The 20,575-nt window shown below is 64.9% G+C and carries 22 protein-coding genes and 1 other RNA gene; 14 read left to right on the top strand and 9 right to left on the bottom strand.

Features of this window, described 5'->3' with window-relative positions:
- Window positions 1–533: 533 nt before the first annotated feature.
- Window positions 534–4,157, top strand: a complete 3,624-nt coding sequence (locus AC1DV8_RS22640) for an AsmA family protein (protein ID WP_477159014.1) — start codon at window positions 534–536, stop codon at window positions 4,155–4,157.
- Here AC1DV8_RS22640 and AC1DV8_RS22635 read toward each other — a convergent pair.
- From AC1DV8_RS22635 to ssrA, 3 genes are all read right to left on the bottom strand, one after another.
- A complete protein-coding gene (locus tag AC1DV8_RS22635) occupies window positions 4,154–4,363 on the bottom strand; it encodes a ribbon-helix-helix domain-containing protein (protein ID WP_477152294.1) in 210 nt (69 codons plus the stop codon). The two genes, AC1DV8_RS22640 and AC1DV8_RS22635, sit on opposite strands and share 4 nt — an antisense overlap.
- Before the next feature lie 4 nt (window positions 4,364–4,367).
- Window positions 4,368–4,859, bottom strand: coding sequence for an SspB family protein (locus AC1DV8_RS22630; RefSeq protein WP_477152293.1), 492 nt, complete (start codon window positions 4,857–4,859; stop codon window positions 4,368–4,370).
- A gap of 131 nt (window positions 4,860–4,990) precedes the next feature.
- Window positions 4,991–5,344: a transfer-messenger RNA gene (gene ssrA / locus AC1DV8_RS22625) on the bottom strand.
- A 50-nt stretch (window positions 5,345–5,394) separates the two neighbouring features.
- Between ssrA and AC1DV8_RS22620 the strand changes: the two genes are divergently transcribed.
- The 9 genes from AC1DV8_RS22620 to AC1DV8_RS22580 are packed head-to-tail and all read left to right on the top strand — an operon-like array spanning window position 5,395 to window position 12,505.
- Complete coding sequence (locus AC1DV8_RS22620) at window positions 5,395–6,189, top strand: thymidylate synthase (protein ID WP_477159013.1); 795 nt, start codon at window positions 5,395–5,397, stop codon at window positions 6,187–6,189.
- Window positions 6,186–7,214, top strand: a complete 1,029-nt coding sequence (locus AC1DV8_RS22615; RefSeq protein WP_477159012.1) for a DUF4424 domain-containing protein — start codon at window positions 6,186–6,188, stop codon at window positions 7,212–7,214. Before AC1DV8_RS22620 ends, AC1DV8_RS22615 begins: the two co-directional genes overlap by 4 nt.
- Window positions 7,214–7,543 carry a nucleoside triphosphate pyrophosphohydrolase family protein gene (locus AC1DV8_RS22610; RefSeq protein WP_477152290.1) on the top strand — a complete coding sequence of 110 codons (330 nt, stop codon included), beginning with the start codon at window positions 7,214–7,216 and terminating at the stop codon, window positions 7,541–7,543. The genes AC1DV8_RS22615 and AC1DV8_RS22610 overlap by 1 nt, the downstream gene beginning before the upstream one ends.
- On the top strand, window positions 7,540–8,019 hold the full coding sequence (locus tag AC1DV8_RS22605) for an N-acetyltransferase family protein (RefSeq protein ID WP_477152289.1): 480 nt from the start codon (window positions 7,540–7,542) through the stop codon (window positions 8,017–8,019). Before AC1DV8_RS22610 ends, AC1DV8_RS22605 begins: the two co-directional genes overlap by 4 nt.
- 14 nt (window positions 8,020–8,033) lie before the next feature.
- Window positions 8,034–8,540: a dihydrofolate reductase gene (locus AC1DV8_RS22600; RefSeq protein WP_477152297.1), complete on the top strand. Its 507-nt coding sequence runs from the start codon at window positions 8,034–8,036 to the stop codon at window positions 8,538–8,540.
- A 60-nt stretch (window positions 8,541–8,600) separates the two neighbouring features.
- Entirely contained in the window at window positions 8,601–9,722 is a 1,122-nt protein-coding gene (gene hflK, locus AC1DV8_RS22595; protein ID WP_477152288.1) for an FtsH protease activity modulator HflK, read from the top strand.
- A gap of 3 nt (window positions 9,723–9,725) precedes the next feature.
- The gene (gene hflC, locus AC1DV8_RS22590; protein ID WP_477159011.1) at window positions 9,726–10,784 is read left to right on the top strand and encodes a protease modulator HflC; all 1,059 of its coding nucleotides are present in this window, start codon (window positions 9,726–9,728) and stop codon (window positions 10,782–10,784) included.
- Window positions 10,785–10,970 carry a DUF2065 domain-containing protein gene (locus tag AC1DV8_RS22585; protein WP_477152286.1) on the top strand — a complete coding sequence of 62 codons (186 nt, stop codon included), beginning with the start codon at window positions 10,785–10,787 and terminating at the stop codon, window positions 10,968–10,970.
- 44 nt (window positions 10,971–11,014) lie between these two features.
- Complete coding sequence (locus AC1DV8_RS22580) at window positions 11,015–12,505, top strand: Do family serine endopeptidase (RefSeq protein ID WP_477159010.1); 1,491 nt, start codon at window positions 11,015–11,017, stop codon at window positions 12,503–12,505.
- 37 nt (window positions 12,506–12,542) lie between these two features.
- Here the strand turns inward: AC1DV8_RS22580 and AC1DV8_RS22575 are convergent, their stop codons facing one another.
- Window positions 12,543–13,100 carry a GNAT family N-acetyltransferase gene (locus tag AC1DV8_RS22575; protein WP_477159009.1) on the bottom strand — a complete coding sequence of 186 codons (558 nt, stop codon included), beginning with the start codon at window positions 13,098–13,100 and terminating at the stop codon, window positions 12,543–12,545.
- Complete coding sequence (gene serB / locus AC1DV8_RS22570; RefSeq protein ID WP_477159008.1) at window positions 13,097–13,969, bottom strand: phosphoserine phosphatase SerB; 873 nt, start codon at window positions 13,967–13,969, stop codon at window positions 13,097–13,099. The genes AC1DV8_RS22575 and serB overlap by 4 nt, the downstream gene beginning before the upstream one ends.
- 24 nt (window positions 13,970–13,993) lie before the next feature.
- Between serB and miaA the strand changes: the two genes are divergently transcribed.
- A complete protein-coding gene (gene miaA, locus AC1DV8_RS22565; protein WP_477159015.1) occupies window positions 13,994–14,875 on the top strand; it encodes a tRNA (adenosine(37)-N6)-dimethylallyltransferase MiaA in 882 nt (293 codons plus the stop codon).
- Here miaA and AC1DV8_RS22560 read toward each other — a convergent pair.
- Window positions 14,872–15,348 (bottom strand): YbaK/EbsC family protein, encoded by a 477-nt coding sequence (locus tag AC1DV8_RS22560; RefSeq protein WP_477159007.1) that lies wholly within the window; start codon window positions 15,346–15,348, stop codon window positions 14,872–14,874. The genes miaA and AC1DV8_RS22560 overlap by 4 nt on opposite strands.
- Before the next feature lie 10 nt (window positions 15,349–15,358).
- Window positions 15,359–16,768, bottom strand: a complete 1,410-nt coding sequence (locus tag AC1DV8_RS22555) for an MATE family efflux transporter (RefSeq protein WP_477159006.1) — start codon at window positions 16,766–16,768, stop codon at window positions 15,359–15,361.
- Between the two features lie 141 nt (window positions 16,769–16,909).
- Here AC1DV8_RS22555 and AC1DV8_RS22550 point away from each other — a divergent pair, with 141 nt between their 5' ends.
- The 3 genes from AC1DV8_RS22550 (at window position 16,910) to AC1DV8_RS22540 (ending at window position 18,189) form a co-directional block, all read left to right on the top strand.
- Complete coding sequence (locus tag AC1DV8_RS22550; protein WP_477152280.1) at window positions 16,910–17,194, top strand: glycine zipper domain-containing protein; 285 nt, start codon at window positions 16,910–16,912, stop codon at window positions 17,192–17,194.
- Between the two features lie 240 nt (window positions 17,195–17,434).
- On the top strand, window positions 17,435–17,770 hold the full coding sequence (locus AC1DV8_RS22545) for a hypothetical protein (RefSeq protein WP_477152279.1): 336 nt from the start codon (window positions 17,435–17,437) through the stop codon (window positions 17,768–17,770).
- Between the two features lie 212 nt (window positions 17,771–17,982).
- Entirely contained in the window at window positions 17,983–18,189 is a 207-nt protein-coding gene (locus tag AC1DV8_RS22540) for a cold-shock protein (RefSeq protein WP_055878471.1), read from the top strand.
- A gap of 91 nt (window positions 18,190–18,280) precedes the next feature.
- Here AC1DV8_RS22540 and AC1DV8_RS22535 read toward each other — a convergent pair whose 3' ends face one another.
- Both AC1DV8_RS22535 and motA read right to left on the bottom strand, forming a co-directional pair.
- Entirely contained in the window at window positions 18,281–19,192 is a 912-nt protein-coding gene (locus tag AC1DV8_RS22535; RefSeq protein WP_477152278.1) for a flagellar motor protein MotB, read from the bottom strand.
- Between the two features lie 14 nt (window positions 19,193–19,206).
- The gene (gene motA / locus AC1DV8_RS22530) at window positions 19,207–20,067 is read right to left on the bottom strand and encodes a flagellar motor stator protein MotA (protein ID WP_477152277.1); all 861 of its coding nucleotides are present in this window, start codon (window positions 20,065–20,067) and stop codon (window positions 19,207–19,209) included.
- Window positions 20,068–20,575: the final 508 nt, after the last annotated feature.

The raw sequence follows: 20,575 nt of genomic DNA, 5'->3' as shown, positions 1-20,575 counted from the left end.
CAGGCGGAAACCATCACGGCAAGGACCGGTTCGCCGGTCAAGCCGCTATCACGCGAGGGTCGCTCGATGCGGAGTGGCCCAAGGGACGAAGCCTGGCACGCATGAGCCGGGCGGGAGCAAGGAAACGCGGTGCTGGCATTCCGGCCGCCAACTGAGCTGCCATCGTTCTTGCGATGCGGCAGGGGATGCGCCCCGGCACTGGTGGCATAGGCCCAAAACCCCGGCCGGCCGGCGAGGCGTGAGCCTCTTTCATCTGCGGACTACCGCTACGGGGCAAACGCCTCGCCGGTCCCGCTTCGTTCCCTCCCGGGAACGGCTCTTTGAAACTCCGAAGCCCTTGGGGCTGTCGGACCCGTTGGCTCGTCGTGATGTCATCCCACCCTCGGCGTCACCCCGGCGACCGAGTGACGGGTCGCCGCGTGGCCTTTGTGTCCCAGAAGACACGATAGTGACTGTGCGAGCCCGTTCAGCGCGTGACGGAACATGAGCCATTGCCTACACTCCGTTGAGTTCTGCGGAGATTCACCGGCCCCGTGCTCAACCGGCTCTACATCGTCATCGGCGTCATCGCGATCCTGCTGCTCGCCGCGGCCTTCGTCGTGCCCAGTTTCATCCCCTGGGGGCAGTATCGCGATCGGCTGGCCACCATTGCCGGCGACGTGCTGGGCACGCCGGTCCGCATCGATGGCGACGTGGCCTTCTCGCTGTTGCCACAGCCCAAGCTGACCTTTTCCAACGTCAGCGCCGGTCCGCCCGAGGCTCCGAACCTGACGGTCGAACGGGTCGAAGCCGATTTCTCGCTGATCGATTTCCTGCGCGATCGCTACAACGTCACGCGGCTGCAGCTCGATGGGCCGGCGGTCACGGTCGAAGTCGCAGCCGACGGGGCGGTGGATACCGGCATCGCGCTCGCGCAGACCGTGAACAGTAACATCTCGGTTGCCAATGCGACGATCGCGGGCGGCACGGTGAAGCTCCACGACGCTCGCTCCGGGGAGACCTACATCGCCTCCAATGTCGCCGGCGACGTGAAGCTCGAGGCGTTGCGGGGACCGTTCTCGTTCCAGGGCAGCGGCAATGTCGATGGGGCGGTGTATTCCCTGAGGGTCACTACCGGCCAGCTGGACGCCGAAGGCGGCGGTTCGCTCGCCATGACCCTCCGACCGGTCGACGATCGCTTCACCCTCGCCGCCGAGGGCTTCCTGACGCCGGGGCTCACTCCCGGCTTCTCCGGCACCATGACCTACCGCCAGCCACCACCGAAGCCGGCCAAGCCAGGCGCCGAGGATGCGGGGCAGGGCGATCTGGTGATGACCAGCAAGGTCGAGGCGAGCCCCAGCAAGGTGCTGCTCTCCGACTATGTCGTGATCCCCGACGAGAACCGTGCCGCGACGCGCCTGCTCGGCGCCGCCGACGTGACATTGGGCAAGGGCATGGCGTTCAACGCAGTGATCTCCGGGGGGCTGCTCGCCTTGCCACCGCGGGACGCTACGGCAGAACAGTCGGTCGAGCCCTACGAACTGATCCGGCTGCTGCGCGAGCTGCCGCTGCCGACAGCGCCGGGCATTCCGGGGACGATCGGCGTCGACGTCGCGGAGGTCAACCTGCGCGCCTTCTCGCTGCGCAACGTCCGGCTCGATGCCAGTTCACACGAGGGCGGTTGGACCGTAACGGGCCTCACCGGCACCTTGCCCGGCGATACAACGGTGTCCCTCGCCGGCGAGATCGCCACTGCGACGGGCCACCCCGAGTTCTCCGGCACCCTGTCGCTGAAGGCGCAGCGCCTCGACGCGCTGACCACCCTGTGGCGCAAGCCCGCTGAGGGCAACCCGTTGTTCGGCATGCCCGGCTCGATCGCGGCGAAGGTCGATCTGGTCGGCGAGACGCTGTCGGTAAGCGACGGGCGCCTCGAGCTCGACGGCGAGGCGCGCTCGTTTTCGGCTCAGCTCGGGCTCAGCGCCACTCCAGATCTCCACATCACAGCCGATCTGGGCCAGCTCGATGCGGTCCGCAGCAACGCGCTGTTCGCCCTGCTGCCCGATCTCTCTTCCGATGCGGCCTTCCCTGCGACCTTCCCGAAAGGCGAGTTCGAGTTCGTCGCCGATAGCATGGTGCTCGGCGGGCTGGGTGGCCGGGCGCTCTCCGCCAAGGGGTCCTGGGACGGCGGCGTCCTCGTGGTCGACGATCTGTCGGCGGGCGACCTCGGCGGCACCAAGTTCAAGGCCTCGCTCACCGCCTTCGGCTCGATCACCAGGCCAGAACTCTCAGGCTCCGCCACTGTCACGGTCGGCGCCGCCGACGCACCGGCCTTGGCGAGCTTCTACAGCGCGCTCGGCGCCTCGCCAGCGATCGTCGATTTCCTCAAACCCTCACTACCGGCGGACCTGGCACTGCGGCTTGATGCGCCCAGCGGCGATGGCGCCCAAAGCCTCGCCGTCTCGGGGCGCCTCGGCACCGCCGAAGTCGCCGCCGACGCCGAGCTGCAGGCCGGCTTCCTCCGGGCTCCATCCGGCCCGGTGAAAGTGCGGCTCGACATGAAGTCCGCCGACGCGACAGCCATGACCGCGCAACTCGGGCTCGGCGATGTCAGCCTGTTCGCCGAAGGCGAGCCGGTGCACCTCGTCGGGCTGGTCGACGGCAACGTCGCCAATAGCCTCGAGACCACCGTGCTGGTCGAAGGAGGAGGGGACTCGCTGGGCTTTTCCGGCAATGTCGTCGTTACCAATCCCGACGCCTACAGCGGCAAGGGGACGCTCAAGGCATCGCTCGCCGACCCTTCGGCCTTCGCCGGCTGGCTCGGTGCCGGAGGCATTGCACTGCCTGCGCTATCCGCCTCGGCAACGGTCGACTTCAACGGCCTCACCGACGTGCGGCTTGAGGAGATCACCGGCAAATCCGGTGCGGAACCGTTCGCCGGCGACCTCCATCTCGCCGCCAAGGGCGGCACCCGTGCAGTGACGGGGAGCATCACGGCCGGGGCGTTCGACGTCGCGGGGCTGCTGCGCACGATCACCGGCCCAGCCTCGCTCCTGCCGGGCGATGCGATCTGGCCCGATGGCCCACTCAGCATCGGCGACCAACCGCGCAGCACCACCGGACGCATAGCGGTCACCGCCCCGGAGTTGGCCGTCGCCGGCAAGCCGCTGCTGACCGACCTCAGCTTCGACCTGGACTGGGACGCCACCACGACCCGCCTCAGGAACGTCGAAGCCAAGCTGGGCGAGGGCTCGGTCGGCCTCGAACTGGCGGTGTGCTGCGCCGGTCCGCTTACCGACAAGCAGGTCAGCGGCCGCGTATCGCTCGCCGGCGTATCGCTCGACAGCATCGTGCCTCCCGTTGTCGCCGATGCGCTCGAGGGTACCCTCGATGCGGCGGGGCGCTTCGACGGCACCGGCGACAGTGTTGCCGGCATCACCGCCGCGCTGACGGGCGAGGGCACCTACGGCGTCACCGGGCTGCAGATCGAGCGCCTCGATCCGCGCGCCGCAGCCAGCGTCGCGGGGGTCGAGAACCTGCTGAAGATGCAACCGGAGGAACTCAGCGCACTGATCGAGGACCGGCTGGATGATGCGCCGTTCAGCGCCCCGCAGATGACCGGCAGCTTCACTGTCGCGGGCGGCGTGCTGCGCAGCCCCAACGTGCCGGTCGACGGCGATGGAGGCCAACTGTTCGGCAGCGGCTCGATCCATCTCGGCGATCTCGGGATTGCCGGCGACTACACGCTGGCAGCGACGACGGTCACTCCAGCCGCGCTGGTGGATACCGGCTCGGCAAAAGTCGCGACCAAGCTCGGTGGCACCCTGCTAGCGCCGACGCGGGAATTCGACGTCTCGGGGCTGGTCGATGCCATCATGGTCAAGGCCTACGAGGCCGAAGTGGCGCGGCTCGAGAAGCTGAGGGCGGAGGACGAGGCGCGCAAGCAAGCCGAGGAAGCCGAGAAGGCCCGCCTCGCCGCCGAGGAAGCGGCTCGGAAATCAGCCGAGGAAGAAGCCGCGCGGAAGCTCGCGGAGGCCGCCGCGGCCAAGAAGGCGGCGGACGATGCAGCCGCCAAGCAGGCCGCCGAGGAGGAGGCAGCGCGCAAGGCGAAGGAAGAGGAAGACCTGAGAAAAGCGCTGGAGGAGTTCAACAGGCCGATGGATATCGGGCTCGGCAACTAGCCGGCGCGATCCCGGTACCACGCAAGCACCGCCAGCCGCACCGCGGATGACAGGTTCGGGGCGTCGCGCTGCTGGTCGATTTCGGCAACGAGCGCGGCAATGGACTTACCGCTGCCCAGGGCCATCGCTTCAAGCCCAGCCCAGAAATCCCCCTCGATGGCGATGCTGGTACGATGCCCGGCGATGGTCAGCGAGCGCTTCTCCACCCGGTCACTTCTTGCGGAAGCTGTCGAGGCTCACGACCTTCTCACCCTGCGCCTCCGGCGTCACGGGCACTGGCTTAGGCGCATCGGGGTGCGCGTCCTCGGCCGTCTCGGCCTCGATCTCGCCGTCTTCGCCGCCGACCCGCTCGACGTCGAACTGCAGACCGAACTGCACCGAGGGATCAAAGAAGCCTTTGACCGCCGAGAAGGGAATGGCGAGCAGCTCCGGACGCCCGTCGAACGACAATTCCACCTCGAACCCGGTTTCGGTGACCCGCAGGGCCCCGAACTGGTTCTGCAGCACGATGGTCATCTCCTTGTCGTACTGCTCGAGCAGCCGCTGGCTCATCCGAACCCCCGGCGCCTTGGTGACGAACGAGATGAAAAAGTGGTGGTCACCGGGCAGGCCAGTCCGCGCCACTTCGGAGAGCACCTTGCGGACGACGCCGCGCAGCGCTTCCTGGGCCAAAATGTCGTAGCGGATCAGGTCTTCAGCCATATCGTCCTTGCGAGCGGGGGAATCCCCGAGAAGCGCCCATATCACCGCTCGCGAGGGTACAATTCAAGGCAAAACGGAAAACTTACGCCCCCTGCGATGGAGCGGCGTTACGATGCGGGCATTTGGAGGGAAGTGCAGGCTTCTGTTGCCAGGTGCCTGCGAACCCCGCCTGTCGGACTGCTAGGCCCGGAGGACTTCTAGTTCAGGTGCCAGCGCCGCATTAAGCAGCGAGAGCAACCTTAGCATAGTTGTCGTTGGCAACTATTAGGATGGCCCGATATCGGTGGTACCATGCCGAGCAAAAGTCTAACCTTTACGCCCTTGTCGATCCTGTTTCGTCCCCATGAGCCCGCCACGACGGGGAGTTCTGGTGGAGACGCCGGGCACTGCCCCCGGGTCCAATAGGTTTATTACGCTAGCCGTTTATCGCCATAGCCGTTGCCGGCAAGCCCTATATAGGCGCGGGCGCAGCGCGATGCAAACGCCCCTGTGGAACCTGGGCAAACTGACCACCGAATCGAGGTAATCTGACTGGATGCGCCAATATCTCGACCTTCTCCAGCACGTCCTCGACAACGGCATCGATCGGCCCGATCGCACCGGCACTGGTAGCCGCTCGGTGTTCGGCTACCAGATGCGCTTTGATCTTGGCGCCGGCTTTCCGCTGCTGACGACCAAGAAGCTGCATCTCAAATCCATTATCTATGAGTTGCTCTGGTTCCTCCGCGGCGAGACCAATGTCCGCTGGTTGCAGGAGCGCGGGGTCAGGATCTGGAACGAGTGGGCCGACGAGAACGGCGACCTGGGGCCTGTCTACGGCAGCCAATGGCGGAGCTGGCCGGACGGCAGGGGCGGGACGATCGACCAGATCGAGAACGTCATCGCTTCGATCAAGACCAGGCCGGATTCGCGCCGGCACATCGTCACGGCCTGGAATCCGGCGGAAATCGAGGACATGGCGCTGCCGCCCTGCCACTGTCTGTTCCAGTTCTATGTCGCCGACGGCAAGCTCAGCTGCCAGCTCTATCAGCGCTCGGCCGATATCTTCCTCGGCGTGCCGTTCAACATCGCTTCCTACGCTCTGCTGACCCATATGGTAGGGCAGGTGACGGGGCTGGAGGTGGGCGATTTCGTCCATACGCTCGGTGACGCACACATCTACCACAATCACTTCGACCAGGTCCGGGAGCAACTGAGCCGCGATACGCGGGCGCTGCCGCGGCTGACCATCAACCCCGACAAACGCGACATCTTCGATTTCCAGTTCGAGGATTTCATGATCACCGGCTATGATCCGCATCCGAGCATCAAGGCAGAGATCGCGGTATGAAAATCCTCCCGTTCGTTCTTGTCGCCGCCACTCTCGCGGCTGGCCCCGCCATTGCCAACGACACCATGTCGACGCTCGGCGCCGGCGGGTTGGTGTTCGTCCAGACCGACCAGGTGAAGATGCTCAGCGAGGACCTCTATGTCTCGCCCGAGCAGATCCGGGTGAAATACGAGTTCAAGAACGAGGGCGCCGAGGACACTGACGCGCTGGTGGCGTTCCCGATGCCCGACATCACCGGCGACGGCGACTTCATGGTGGCGATCCCCACCGAGGATCCCGAGAACATCTTCGCCTTCGAGACGCTGGTGAATGGCGAGCCGGTATCGGCCGAGCTGCACCAGTACGTGTTCGCCACCAACATCGACTACACCCGGTACCTCACCGACCTCGGGCTGCCGCTGACCCCCTACGGCGATGCGACGGTCAAGGCGATCAACGCGCTCGACGAGGCGACGAAGAAGGAACTGGTGCATCGCGCCCTGGTGATCCCCATGGAGTTCGATCAGGGGCACGGGATGCAGACCGAATACTGGCCGGTCTGGACACTGCGCTCGACCTACAGCTGGGAGGCGCATTTCCCCGCCGGGGAGACGGTGATCGTCGAGCACCAGTACAAGCCCAGCGTCGGCGGCACTGTGGCGGTAACGTTCCTGTCTCCGCCATACGAGGGCTACGATCCGGCGGCTGAGTACAAGCGCAAGTACTGCACTGATGACAGCTTCATCGAGGCGGTCAAGAAGACCCTCCCGAACCCCGACGAGCCCTACGGCGCGCCCTTCACCGAGAGCTGGATCAGCTACATCTGGTCGACGGGTGCCAATTGGGCCGGCGCGATCGGCAAGTTCCACCTGACGATCGACAAGATGCTGCCGCAGAACCTCATCTCGTTTTGCTGGGATGGCGAGGTGAAGAAGAGCGGCCCGACCACCTTCGAGATGGAGGCCAAGGACTGGTGGCCCCCTTACGGCCGGGAGCTCGAGGTGCTGATCCTCAACCGGCAGGACCCGGAACCGAACGTAGGCTGATGGCGACAATCACCGAACTGACGGAACGCGTCGAGCAGGTCTCCGCGATCTATGCCGCACGCTGCGAGATCCGGCGTGATCCCGATTGGTACGCGCTGAAACTGCAGGAAGAGGCAGGCGAGTTGGTTGCCGAGTACCTGCGTGGCAGCGGCCGGGGCCGAGTGGGAGAGCGATCCGAAGCGACCATACGGCAATCGCTCGAGGATGAAGCCGCGGACCTCCTAGCGCAGTTGCTGCTGTTCTGCCGGCACAACTCGATCGACGTCGAGGCGGCCCTCGAACGCAAGTGGTTCGTCTATCTCGGGAGCGGTGAGGCCAGCGCGCAATGAGCCTCAACATTCGATCGGCCATCGCCGACGACGCGGCGCTGATCATCCATTTCATCGAAGCGCTGGCGGCTTACGAGAAGCTATCGCATGAGGCCAAGGCGAGCGAGGCCGATATCGTCCGCGACCTGTTCGGGCCTGACCCGAAGGTGTTCTGCGAGATCGCCGAGTGGAACGGCAAGCCGGTCGGCTTCACCCTGTGGTTCTATACCTACTCGACGTTCCAGGGCCGCTACGGCATCTGGCTCGAGGATCTGTTCGTCGATCCCGAGGCGCGCGGGCTGGGCGTCGGCAAGGCGCTGCTGGTCAACCTTGCGCAGCGGTGCGTCCGCGAAGGGCTCGGTCGGTTCGAGTGGTGGGTACTCGACTGGAACGAGCCCTCGATACAGTTCTACAAATCCCAAGGTGGGATCATGCAGGACGAATGGACCAAGGTTCGCGTCGATGGTGAAGCGCTGGCGAGGCTCGGTGCACTTTGACTGTTCCGGTGGCGATGATCGCGGCCGTTGGCGAGAACGGCGTAATCGGATCCGACGGCGCGATCCCTTGGCGGCTGCCGACGGATTTCGCTCACTTCAAGCGGACCACGTTGGGCAAGCCGCTGATCATGGGGCGGAAGACCTTCGAGAGCATAGGCAAGCCATTGCCTGGCCGGACCAATATCGTGGTGACCCGGCGGGATGACTATCGGCCGGATGGCGTCGAGGTGTTCCACAGCCTCGCAGAGGCGCTCGATCGCGCCCAGGTTATCGCCGCCTCAGACGGTGCCGACGAAGTGATGATCGGTGGTGGCGGCGAAATCTATCGTGAGGCGATGCCGCTGGCGGAGCGGCTTTACGTCACACATGTGGCAGCGACCCCTACAGGAGATGCTCGGTTTCCACCTATCGATCCCAAGCAATGGGAAGTAGAAGCGGAGCCTGAAGTGTTGCGCACAGAACGGGATAGCGCGGATTTCTCGGTAAAAGTCTATCGCCGGCGTGAACCCGGCGCACGTTGATCGCGGGGAGGGCCTTCCCTATATAGGGCGGCAATCGATAATCCGGCTGAAAGGTGGCGTATGCCCTGGGATAACAATACGGGCGGGGGAGGCCGCAACTCCAATAGCGGCGGCCCTTGGGGTCAGACTCCCGGTGGTGGCAGTGGCGGCGGTGGCCGCCGGGGCGGCGGAACGCCAAATCTCGAAGAAATCCTCTCCCGTGGCCGCGACCGTTTCCAGGGCGGCATTCCGGGCGGGCGCTGGACCATCATCGGCGCCGTTCTGGCCGTCGTGGTGTTCTGGAGCCTCAACGCGTTCTACACGATCGATCCGCAGGAAGTCGGCGTAAAGCTGCGCTTCGGCCGCCCGATCGAGACCAGCAATCCCGGCCTGCATTTCCATTTGTGGCCGCTCGAGACCGTCGAGCGCGTGAACATGACGGAAAACCGTACCGAAATCGGTTCGGTCGGTTCGAGCCGGACCCAGAGCGACGAGGGCCTGATGCTCTCGGGTGACCAGAACATCGTGGACGTGAAGTTCTCGGTGCTGTGGTCGATCAGCGATCCGGCCTCGTACCTGTTCAACGTCCGAGACCCGGACGACATGGTTCGCTCGATCGGCGAAAGCGCGATGCGCGAAATCGTTGGTCGTCGGCCCGCACAGGATATTTTCCGTGACGATCGCGCCGGCATCGCCAACGACGTCCGCACCATCGTGCAGGGCATCGTGCAGAGCTACGGCATGGGCGTGACGGTGTCGCAGATCGCCATCGAACAGGCGGCGCCGCCGACCGAAGTGGCTGATGCCTTCAACGAAGTGCAGCGCGCCGAGCAGGACGAGGACCGTTTCCAGGAAGAGGCTCGGCAGTACGCCAACACGCTTCTCGGCGACGCCCGCGGTCAGGCCGCGCAGGTTCGCGAAGACGCTGCCGCGTACAAGAATCGTGTGGTGCAGGAAGCCGAAGGCGAGGCAGCCCGCTTCCTTTCCATCTACCAGGAATATGCCAAGGCTCCGGAAGTGACGCGCAAGCGTCTGTTCCTCGAAACCATGGAGCAGGTGCTGGGTGGTTCGGAGAAGGTGCTCATCGACAAGAGCTCCAGCGGCTCGGGGGTCATTCCCTATCTGCCGCTGCCGGAAATCCGGCCCAACGCGACACTCAACAGCACGCCGTCGACCACCACCACCGACGCGACGGCGAGGTAAGCCATGAACAGACTCATCATTCTCGGCATCGCCGTCATTGCGCTGCTCTATGTGTTCGTGTCGTCGATCTTCGTGGTCAATGAGCGCGAGCAGGCCATCGTCATGCGCTTCGGGCAAATCACCGACGTGAAGACCGACCCCGGTCTCTACTTCAAGATCCCGACCAACTTCATCGACACGGTCCAGATCGTCGAAGACCGGCTGCTGCGCTACGACATCGCCAACATGACGGTGCAGGTGTCGGACGGTAAGTTCTATATCGTCGATGCGTTCCTCACCTACCGCATCTCCGATCCGCGGCTGTTCCGTGCCCGCGCGCTCGGCGAACTGCGGGTGGTTGAAGACCGTATCTCGACCCGTTTCGACGCGGCACTGCGTCAGGTCTACGGTCTGCGTGACTTCACGGCGGCTCTTTCCGAAGAGCGTCCGGCGATGATGCGTGAAGCTCGTGACCTGATCCGTCCGGACATGGCTCAGCTTGGCGTGGAAGTGGTCGACGTGCGGATTCTCCGTACCGATCTCGATCCGAACGTCTCGGCCGATACCTTCAACCGCATGAAGGCCGAACGTCTCGCCGAAGCAGCTCTGCTTCGTGCACGTGGCCAGGAAGCGGCGCAGACGGCGCGCGCCATCGCCGATCGTCAGGCGGTCGAGGTTCTCTCGGCAGCCCGTCGTGATGCGGAAATCCTGCGAGGCGAGGGCGATGCCCAGCGCAGCCAGATCTTCGCCGATGCCTATAATCGCGACGTCGACTTCTTCGACTTCTATCGGTCGATGCAGTCGTACCGCGCGGCGCTGGGCCCGAATGGCACGACCATGGTGCTGTCGCCGGACTCGGAGTTCTTCCGGTTCTTCCAGAACCAGAACCCCGACCAGGTGACGCCGCCGCCTGAGGCCGCGACCACGCCGATCCCGGAGACGCCGCTGGTCGAGGAGCCCGCGATAGACTCCCCGATCCTCTCGACTCCGGCGACCGACCTGACGGCCCCGGCTCCCGCTGAGACCGCCCCCGTGACTCCGGCTCCGGCCGAAGCCACCCCGGCGACGCCAGCAGCGCAGTAAATGATCGAGCTCTTCTCGGCACTGGCCCTTGTGCTGGTCCTTGAAGGGCTCGTCTACGCTGCCTTCCCCGAGCAGATGAAGAAGTTGCTGGCATCGGTCCAATCGATGCCAGCTTCAACCATTCGTGCGGCAGCGTTGGCTTGCGCCGGGGTCGGACTTGTTCTCTTGTGGTTGTTGCGCGGCTGAACTCTATCGGCCCGGCCGCGCTTGAGTCCTTGCAGGAGAAGTTGATGCGTGCTGCCGGTCGGATGTTGCGGTCTCTGGCCGTTGCGGGATTGCTGGCTCTCCCTCTGCAGGCCGCACCGGCGACAGCGAAAGGCCCCGAATCGGTGGCTGCGCTAGCCGAACAACTCTCCCCCGCAGTGGTGAACATCGGCACGTCGCGCCGAGTGCCCGGCGGTGGCGGGGTACCATTCCCCGACCTGCCGGACGGCTCGCCGCTTGAGGAGCTGTTCGACGAGCACAACCCGAACAATGGGCTGGGTGAAGAGCAGATGCAGGAGGCGCGGAGCCTCGGCTCGGGCTTTATCATTTCGGCTGACGGCGTGGTCGTGACCAACAATCACGTCATCGAGGGGGCCGAGGAAATTGAGGTCTACCTCACCGACGGCACGCGGTTGCCGGCCAAGATCGTCGGCAGTGACGACAAGACCGATTTGGCAGTGCTGAAGGTCGATGCTGGGCATGATCTGCCGTTCGTCGAGTTCGGCGACAGTGACGGTGCGGTGGTCGGCGACTGGGTGATGGCGATCGGCAATCCGTTCGGCCTCGGTGGTTCGGTGACGCTGGGGATCGTTTCGGCGCGCAACCGCGACATCCAGTCGGGTCCGTATGACCAGTTCATCCAGACCGACGCCGCGATCAACCAGGGCAATTCCGGCGGCCCACTGTTCGACATGGACGGCAAGGTGGTCGGCATCAACACGGCGATCATCGCCCGCGGCGGCTCATCGCTGGGCATCGGTTTCGCCGTGCCGGTGAACCTGGCGCGGCCGGTCATCGACCAGTTGGCGCAGTTCGGCGAGACGCGCCGCGGTTGGCTCGGGGTCGGCATTCAGGAGGTCAGCGACGACATCGCCAGCAGCCTGGGGCTGAAGAGCACCGCTGGCGCGCTGGTGATCGATGTCACCAAGGGTGGCCCGTCCGAGGGGCAGGTGGCGGAGGGCGACATCATCCTCGAGTTCGATAGCAAGCCGATTGCGCGGATGCGGGATCTGCCGCGCGTCGTGGCCGAAACGCAGGTGGGCAAGGCGGTTCCAGTGAAGGTGCTCCGCAACGGGGCCGAGACGGTGCTCAGCATCACGCTCGGCAGGCTTGAGCTGGGCGAGCAGTTGATCGCCAACAACAAAGCAACCGCGACGCCTCCGGTCGCTTCCGCTCCCGAGGAGCCGGTTGCCGAGGTCGATGCGCCACCGCTGGGCTTGCCGGATCTGGTCGGCTTCGATGTCGCAGTTCTCGACGAGGCGAAGCGTGCGGAATTCGGGATCGCCCCAGAGGAGAACGGCATCGTCGTGACCGTGGTGAAGAGCGGTAGTGATGCCGATCAGAAGGGGTTCATTCCGGGCCTGCTCGTTACCGAGGTGAACCAGAAGGAAATCGGTACGGTGGACGAACTCAGCGAGTTGGTCGGGCAGGCCAAGGAAGCCGGCCGGCCCGCGGTGCTGTTCAAGGTGATCGATCCGACTGGGACCAGCCGCTTCATCGCGGTGCGTCTGGGCTAGAGGTCCAGCCGGTAGAGGAACAACAAACGTTCGATTCTCATTCGCCGCCGGCTGGGTTGGCGATCCGATAGACGACATGCGAACGCAACGGGTGGCCCGGCGCCAGCTTGGGGTGTTCGAAGTTCGCATCGGGATCACGGGTCATCCCGATCTTCTCCATGACCCGCTGGCTGGGTAGGTTGCCGGCGTAGGTGAAGGCGACGATCTCCGGCAGGCCGAGCGTCTGGAAGCCGTAGTCGAGCCAAGCGAGCGCGCCCTCGGGCGCAAGACCCTGGCCCCAGAAGGCCTTATCGAACTGCCAGCCGATCTCGACGGCTGGTTGCCTGCGAATGGCGGCTCGGGTTTCATCGGGAATGTAGCCGAGACCGATGAGGCCGACGAACTGGCCGGTGGCTTTGAGTTCGGCCGGTCCGAAGTGAAACCCGACTGCGGCCGCCTTCTCGATCGAGAAATCGATCTGGGCGCTGGTCTGCTCGGGCGTCAGCGTTGTGGGGTAAAAGCGGCGGACCTCCGGATCGGCGAGGATCGCCGCGAGCGGAGCGTGATCGCGATCCTCCCACGGGCGAAGTATCAGGCGCGGTGTTTCGATTCTCACCTGACGATGTCCTCATCGGTAAAGCCCTGCAGGTAGAGCAGGGCGGTCAGGTCGCCATGGTCGATGCGGATGCCTGCCTGCGCCGCCACATGCGGTTTGGCATGCAGCGCGACCCCGAACCCGGCGGCCTTGATCATGTCGAGGTCATTGGCGCCGTCGCCGACAGCCATCGTCGCGCCCATCGGCAGCGACCGTTCGGCGGCGAGGGCCTGCAGCCGATGAAGCTTGGTAGACTTATCGACGATCGGGCTCGCCACCGTGCCGGTCAGCTGTTCGCCATCGAACTCCAGCACGTTAGCGATCGCCTCGTCGAAGCCGATGCGTTTGGCGAAATAGTCGGCAAAGAAAGTGAAACCGCCGGAAACCAGCGAAGCATAGGCGCCATAGGCCTTCATGGTGTGGATCAGTGCGCGCCCGCCGGGAGCAAGCGTGATGCGTTCGCGACGGATCTCCTCGATGACGCTGCGCTCGAGGCCCTTGATCAGGCCGACGCGCGTGCGCAGTGCCTGCTCGAAATCGAGTTCGCCGTTCATGGCGCGCTCGGTGATCGCGGCGACCTCAGCCTTGATGCCGACGGCGTCGGCCAACTCATCGATGCACTCCTGCTCGATCATGGTGGAATCCATATCGGCGACCAGCACAAGCTTGCGGCGACCCTCGGCGGGCACGAGCGCCACGTCCACCGGCCGGCTGCCGATAACGCTGCGCGCTGCGGCCACAGGATCGGCGGCCCTCGGTGCGTGGATCTCGCAAGCGATGCGCTGGTGCAACCAGTTGATCTCACCACGGGTCTCGTGCTGGATCGCCGCGAGCAGCGCTGAGTCAATTGCGGGATCAGCCGGATTGGCGATGAGGCAGAGTACCGTCATGTGCGTGAGAGGGGCCTGAAAAGGATGGGCAAAAGCCCGGACAAGCGAGCGGTGTTGATAGCGGGTCCAACCGCCAGCGGCAAGTCGGCGCTGGCGTTGAAACTCGCCGCCGAGCGCGGCGGCGTGATCGTCAACACAGATGCGCTGCAGGTCTATGACGGGCTGCGTCTGCTGACCGCCCGGCCATCGATGGAGCAGATGGCACAGGCGCCGCATCGGCTCTATGGCATAGTTTCTCCGGCGCGTCGGTTTTCGACCGGCGAATGGGCGAGAGCCGCAGCCGACGTTATCGAGGCCGAAGGCGACAGGACGCTGATCTTTGTCGGCGGCACGGGTCTCTATTTCGATGCGCTGACGACCGGGTTTGCGGATGTGCCCGAGGTTCCGGCGGAGGCTGTGCTTGCAGCTGAAGCGGAGGTTGCAGGCCTCGATCGCGAGGCCCGGGGCCAACTCATTGCGGCACGCGACCCTCAGATCGCGGCCCGGTTGAAAGCGCCCGACCCGCAGCGGGTGATCCGGGCGCTGGCTGTGCTCAATGCCACCGGAAGGTCCCTCGCCAGCTTCCAGGACGAAGTGCAGACAGGACTGCTCGGCGGTTTCGAACTTGAGCGCCTGGTACTGAATCCCGACCGGGAAGTGTTGAGACAAAGGATAGCTCGCCGCTTTGAAACGATGTTCGAGCATGGGGCCGTCGACGAGGTGCGGGGATTACTTTCGCTCGATGTCGATCCGAGCCTGCCGGCGATGAAGGCGATTGGGGTGCCGGAGATTGCTGCGATGCTGGCGGGCGAACTTACGCAAGCCGAGGCGATCGAGCGGGCAGTGATCGCCACCCGGCAATATGCCAAGCGCCAGCGGACGTGGTTTCGCAACCGGATGGCCGACTGGACCTGGGTCGAGAGTTAGGTGACGTCGATCCGCGTGGCGCCGGTGGTGCGCTCGAGATCAGCCGCGGTGATCTCGAACACCGAGCGTGGATCGCCAGCAGCAGCCCAGACCGTCGCGTAGCTGTGGAGCGCGTCGTCCAGGTACGTCGTCAACGGGGCAGGGTGACCGTAGGGCGAGACACCCCCGATCGAGAAGCCCGTGTGGAGCTTCACGAAATCGGCGTCGGGGCGCTCGAGCGTTTCTCCGATGCGCTGGCCGGCACGCTTTTCGTGGACCCGATTGCTGCCCGAGACGAGCAGCAGGTAGGGCTTGCCACTGTCCTTGCCCTTGAACAGCAGCGATTTGACGATGCGGCCGACTTCGACGCCCAGAGCGTCGGCCGCCATCTGTGCGGTCGTTGCCAACTGTTCGAGGACGACCACCTGGCCAGGCAGGGCGTGGGTGGCGAGAGCGTCGGCGACGCGCTGTTCGGCGGGCTTGAGCTGGGTCAAGGGTACGGTCCTAGACTGGTACGACGATTCTTTTCATGAGGCCCAGGCGGCCGCGCAGGGCGAAGCGGCTGACCAGCAGCATAGCCACGAAGGCGAGGCCAACAGCGAGTCCGATCCAGACGCCGACACCGCGCAGGTTGAACACGAAGCCGAGCACGTAGGCGGTTGGCAGGCCGACGAACCAGTAGCCGAAGATGGCGAGCAGCATTGGTGTACGGGTATCCGACAAGCCGCGCAGCGAGTGCGCTGCCACTACCTGTGCGCCGTCCACCAACTGGAAGATGCCGGCGATGCCGAGATAGGTGGCTGCGAGCATCAGGGCGGTCGCGTTCGCCGGGTCGGAACTGTCGAGGAAGATCGCCACCAGTGCGTGCGGCACGGCGAGGAACAGGGCAGCCGTCAGCGCCATGAAACCGGTGCCCATGACGATCGCCGACCAGCCGGCGAGGCGAACACCCTCGGCGTCGCCGCGACCATAGGCGAGGCCGACGCGAACCGTGGCCGCCATACCGAGGCCGAGCGGCACCATAAAGGCGGTCGAGGCGAGCTGCAGCGCTACGGCGTGGGCGGCAGTCTCGTTGGTGCCGAGGCGGCCCATCAGGATGGCGGCGATCGAGAACAGCCCGACTTCGGCGGCAACGGTGAGACCGATGGGCAAGCCCACTTTCAGGATCTCGCGGAAGCGCGGCCAGTCCGGCTTGAAGAAGCGGACCAGGATATGGAAGCGCTTCAGCTTGCGGTGGGTCTGCGTATAGGCGAGCAGGCCCAGGAACATGAACAGGTTTACAAAGCCGGTCGCCAGAGCTGCGCCGCGCAATTCCAGCCGCGGGAAGCCGAAATGTCCGAAGATCAGCGTGTAGGCGACGGCCGCATTGATGATTACCCCGATCACGGTGATGACCAGGATCACCCGCGTGGCAGCGAATGCCGAAAGGAACGAGCGCACCACCATGATGCCCAGCGCTGGATAGAGCATCCAGAAGCCGGCGAACATGTAGCTTTCGGCCAGCAGCGTGACCTCGGGGTCCTGACCCAGGGCGAGATAGATCGGGCGGATGCTGAGCACGATCGGGACCAACAGCGTGGCAACGAGGATGGCCACCCAGAACCCCTGACGGACGATACGGCGCACGGCCTTGGTGTCCCCGCGGCCCCGCGCCTGCGCCACGAGCGGCGCCACCGCGCCGACGATGCCGATGCCGGTCAGCTGGAAGGGGATCAGGAAGGCGCCGGCGAGGGTGCCGGCGGCGAGATATTTGGGGCCGAGCCATCCCATCAGCACAACGTCGGTGGTGAACAGCAGGTTCTGCGCCAGTTGCGCGACGATCAGAGGCCAAGCGAGCGCGAAGCTGGCCCGGAGTTCCGTGGTCCAGCCGCCTGCAGACGTGGAAGCATCGGTGCCGGCTACCGGTACCGTCATAGGCTCATTCATTTTGGCAGTCCCAATCGCGGGCAGAGCTCTAACCCGTTCGGCGATTTGTCTCAAGCCGCGGGAACCTATCCTGGTTCGACGCATTGTCGTGACGGGCTCGCGTCTTAACAAACCTCCCGGAGGGTATTCATGCGTAAAGTTCTATCCACTGTCGCCGTATTGATGACGGCACTGACGCTCACGGCGTGCTCCACCACCGAGAAGACGGCCAGTGTCGGCGCAGTCACCGGCGCGGTGATCGGCGGCGCGACAACCGGTACGGTCGGCGGTGCGCTGGTTGGCGCAACGGTTGGCGGCATCACCGGTGCCGTCGCCGGCGAGCTCATCGGCCGTTACAGGGACGACCCGACCAAGTGCGTCTGGGAAGACCGGAACGGTCGCCGCTACCTGGCCCCGTGTTCGCCGAACGGCTGATCTCATCGTACCCGATCCGATGAATGGCCCGGCAGGAGACTGTCGGGCCATTGGTCTTTCTCTACTTGCCGTCATGGATACCCTCCGACCTGAACCGCCTCAGCATGCGCTGCATTGGGCGAAGTGGGGACAAGTTCCTGTCGTTGGAGGCAGGCTTGTGCTAGAGTGCAAGGGAAGGCTTCGGCCAGATGATACCGGCTGTCGCGCCCGTGGCGCCGGACTCGTGTCCCAGGAACATTCGTGGATTCGTTCAAGAGCATTGCTGTGCCGGTGACACGCCGGCAGGCTGTCGGCAAGGCTAAGCGCGCAGCTGAGGCGACGACAGGCGGCAGCACGGTCGCCGAGTTCCGCCGGCAGGAACCGCAGGAGGTCACTGCACATCCGGTGCATCGCTTCCGCGTCGGGCAGCGGCTGACGATGGCTCGTGGCTCCCGCGATATCGCCCGGTCGGCGGCGCTTTGCCAGGTGGTGGCGCTGTTGCCTCATGAAACGGGGCCGCTGCTCTATCGTGTCCGCAGCGAACTCGAGAGTTTTGAGCGGGTGGTCGACGAGGTCGACCTGGCGCCATACCGATAAATCAGCGTCCACGCCTTGATTAAGGCGCAATGGTGGCAGATATATCCGGGCACGTTTCGCTTCCATCTGGCGCTACCAGCTCGGGCCGCTTGCGGTCTAATTGGCTACCTCTTGATATTGTGAACGTTTAGACCCGGGCGGCATGTCGCCGAACGAGGAACGCGTGCGACAAGCGGGAGTATCCCGCGCACGACAATTGAAAGGGGGCCATCATGATCGAAGGCACCGTTAAGTTCTTCAACACCACCAAGGGCTTCGGCTTCATTCAGCCGGACGATGGTTCGAAGGACGCTTTCGTCCACATCTCTGCCGTCGAGCGTTCGGGCCTTTCGGGCCTCGCCGAAGGCCAGAAGGTGAGCTACGAGCTCGAGAAGGGCCGTGACGGCAAGGTTTCGGCGACGAACCTCAAGGCGCTCTAAGAACGCCCGTGGCGCTGAGGGACAAGTCCTGACAGTGCAACGACGGAAAAGGCCCCTGCGGGGGCCTTTTTTGTTGCCGCGATTCCGCACCTCAAGGGGCCAGCCCGGCTGGTACGGGCGGCGCTTCGTAGCGGACCGTGATCTGCACCCGGCCGTTGCCGGCGAGGTAAGGGTCGTTGGGGAAGAGCGGCTCGGAGGCGGCGCTGCCGTTGACGCCGCGGATGCGATCGTCGGCGAGGCCGAATTCACCGAGGATGGCGCGCACCGCATTGGCGCGGTCGCTCGACAGGTCCCAGGCGCCGTAGCGCGGATTGTCGTAGACGGCACCGGCGGCGGTGTGGCCGGAAATGGTGATCTGGTTCGAGAGCTTCTGCAGGATTGGGGCGAGGGCGGCGATGGCCTTGCGGGTGGCCTCGAAGGGGTACTTCGAGCCCTCGGGGAACATCGGGCGACCCTCCTGGTCGATAATCTCGATGTCGAGACCGTTCTCGGTTTCGCGGACGAGCAGGTTGTCGGCGATCTTGGTGATGTCGGGCAACGCCTGCCAGGCCTGGCGGATGCTGGCCGCGGCCGCGTGGTAATCCTGGTTGTAGCGGGACTCGAGCGTGACGTTGGAGGCGCGGATCGCGTCGTAGCTGCTGCCACCGATTTCCGCCACGCCGCCCCGGGCTTCGATCTGCGGGCCGGCTTCGCTGCTTTCCGGCGCGGTGAGGGCGTCCTTGTTGGCGTCGGCGGAGATCTTGGCTCCGTCCTCGGCGAAGGCCAGGCCGCCCATGACGCCGCCGGCACCGCTGGTGTTTTCGCTGACATTGGGCGGGGCGAAATAGTCGGCGAGGCCCTTCTTCTGCTCCGGCGTGGTCATGCTGATGAGCCACAGCAAGAGGAAGAACGCCATCATTGCCGTGACGAAGTCGGCGTAGGCGATCTTCCAGGCGCCGCCGTGATGGGCGTGGGCGGCGCGCCGCGACTTCTTGATGATGAACGGCTGGTCGTTGCGGGCCATCGTGGCTCAGGTCCTCACGAGGCCGGGAGGTTTGCGGTGGCTTCGTCGATCTCGGCGAAGGTGGGCCGGACTTCCGACATCAACGCCTTGCGGGCGAACTCGACGGCGATCGCCGGGGCATAGCCGGACATCTGGGCCAATAGGCCGACCTTCATGGACAGGAAGTATTTCGACTCGGCCTCGAAGATGTTGCGCAGCGATTGTGCCATCGGGCCGAAGAAGCCGTAGGCGACGAACACGCCGAGGAAGGTTCCGACGAGGGCGCCACCGATCATGTGGCCGAGCACTTCGGGCGGCTCGCTGATCGAGCCCATGGTGTGGATGACGCCAAGTACCGCGGCGACGATGCCGAGGGCCGGGGTGCCGTCGGCGAGCGCCTGGATGGCCGAGACGAGTCGCTCGTTCTCCTGGTGATGAGTCTCGAGTTCCTCGTCCATCAGCGCTTCCATCTCGTGGGCGACGTTGCTGCCGAGGGTGACCATGCGCAGGTAGTCGCACATGAACTCGACGGCGTGATGGTTGGCGTTGAAGGTCGGGAAACGCTGGAAGATCGAGGAGTTGCCGGGGTCTTCGATATGCGGCTCGAGCGCCAGCACGCCCTTGGCCTGCACCAGCTTGAACAGGGTGAACTGCAGGCCGAGCAGCTCGACATAGGCGGCCTTGTCGTAACGGGGGCCGCGGAACAGGATGCCGAAGATGCCGAGCGTCTGCTTCAGCACCGGGCCGGTATTGCCGATGATGAAGGCGCCGAGCGCGGCGCCCAGGATGATGAGCGCCTCGAACGGCTGCACCAGCACCGCCAGGTGCCCACCCATGGCGATGTAGCCGCCGATGACGCAGGCGATGATGATGACGATGCCGATAATCAGACGCATTTAGGGTAGACCCGCGCTACTAAACCAAGAACAAAAGCCCTGCAAAACCCGAGGCTGGTCGATCTGCGCGGTGCGATCCGTCGGCCTCGTGAACGTGCAGAAACTCCACTGAATATGTTGTCGAATGCCGCCCCCGGATCGCGCTGTACATCAGGATTTCCGGCGGGTTCGGTGGCGGCGCGCGTTGCCAGCCAATTTCCTATGCCGTGGTTAAGGTTCGGCTAATGGCCGGTGCGCGAAATGCGCGGCAGACTGACGCGTCCGACAGCCCCAGGGGCTTCGGAGTTTTCAAAGAGCCGTTCCCGGGAGGGAACGAAGCGGGACCGGCGAGGCGTTTGCCCCGTAGCGGTAGTCCGCAGATGAATGAGGCTCACGCCTCGCCGGCCGGCCGGGGTTTTGGGCCTATGCCACCAGTGCCGGGGCGCATCCCCTGCCGCATCGCGGGAACGATGGCAGCTCGGTCGGCGGCCGGAATGCCAGCACCGCGTTTCCTTGCTCCCGCCCGGCT

This window comes from Devosia sp. P3_B2, assembly GCF_056402875.1.
The sequence above is the reverse complement of the archived record's forward strand: the minus strand, read 5'-3'. Positions and strand labels throughout refer to the sequence as shown.

Bases quoted from the DNA above. Each gene is read 5' to 3' on its own strand.
- AC1DV8_RS22580 (WP_477159010.1), top strand. From the start codon at position 11,015: ATGCGTGCTGCCGGTCGGATGTTGCGGTCTCTGGCCGTTGCGGGATTG.
- AC1DV8_RS22620 (WP_477159013.1), top strand. From the start codon at position 5,395: ATGCGCCAATATCTCGACCTTCTCCAGCACGTCCTCGACAACGGCATC.
- AC1DV8_RS22610 (WP_477152290.1), top strand. From the start codon at position 7,214: ATGGCGACAATCACCGAACTGACGGAACGCGTCGAGCAGGTCTCCGCG.
- AC1DV8_RS22585 (WP_477152286.1), top strand. From the start codon at position 10,785: ATGATCGAGCTCTTCTCGGCACTGGCCCTTGTGCTGGTCCTTGAAGGG.
- AC1DV8_RS22630 (WP_477152293.1), bottom strand. From the start codon at position 4,859: ATGGCTGAAGACCTGATCCGCTACGACATTTTGGCCCAGGAAGCGCTG.
- AC1DV8_RS22550 (WP_477152280.1), top strand. From the start codon at position 16,910: ATGCGTAAAGTTCTATCCACTGTCGCCGTATTGATGACGGCACTGACG.
- hflK (WP_477152288.1), top strand. From the start codon at position 8,601: ATGCCCTGGGATAACAATACGGGCGGGGGAGGCCGCAACTCCAATAGC.
- AC1DV8_RS22535 (WP_477152278.1), bottom strand. From the start codon at position 19,192: ATGGCCCGCAACGACCAGCCGTTCATCATCAAGAAGTCGCGGCGCGCC.
- AC1DV8_RS22605 (WP_477152289.1), top strand. From the start codon at position 7,540: ATGAGCCTCAACATTCGATCGGCCATCGCCGACGACGCGGCGCTGATC.
- hflC (WP_477159011.1), top strand. From the start codon at position 9,726: ATGAACAGACTCATCATTCTCGGCATCGCCGTCATTGCGCTGCTCTAT.
- AC1DV8_RS22540 (WP_055878471.1), top strand. From the start codon at position 17,983: ATGATCGAAGGCACCGTTAAGTTCTTCAACACCACCAAGGGCTTCGGC.
- serB (WP_477159008.1), bottom strand. From the start codon at position 13,969: ATGACGGTACTCTGCCTCATCGCCAATCCGGCTGATCCCGCAATTGAC.
- AC1DV8_RS22615 (WP_477159012.1), top strand. From the start codon at position 6,186: ATGAAAATCCTCCCGTTCGTTCTTGTCGCCGCCACTCTCGCGGCTGGC.
- miaA (WP_477159015.1), top strand. From the start codon at position 13,994: ATGGGCAAAAGCCCGGACAAGCGAGCGGTGTTGATAGCGGGTCCAACC.
- AC1DV8_RS22600 (WP_477152297.1), top strand. From the start codon at position 8,034: ATGATCGCGGCCGTTGGCGAGAACGGCGTAATCGGATCCGACGGCGCG.
- motA (WP_477152277.1), bottom strand. From the start codon at position 20,067: ATGCGTCTGATTATCGGCATCGTCATCATCATCGCCTGCGTCATCGGC.
- AC1DV8_RS22555 (WP_477159006.1), bottom strand. From the start codon at position 16,768: ATGACGGTACCGGTAGCCGGCACCGATGCTTCCACGTCTGCAGGCGGC.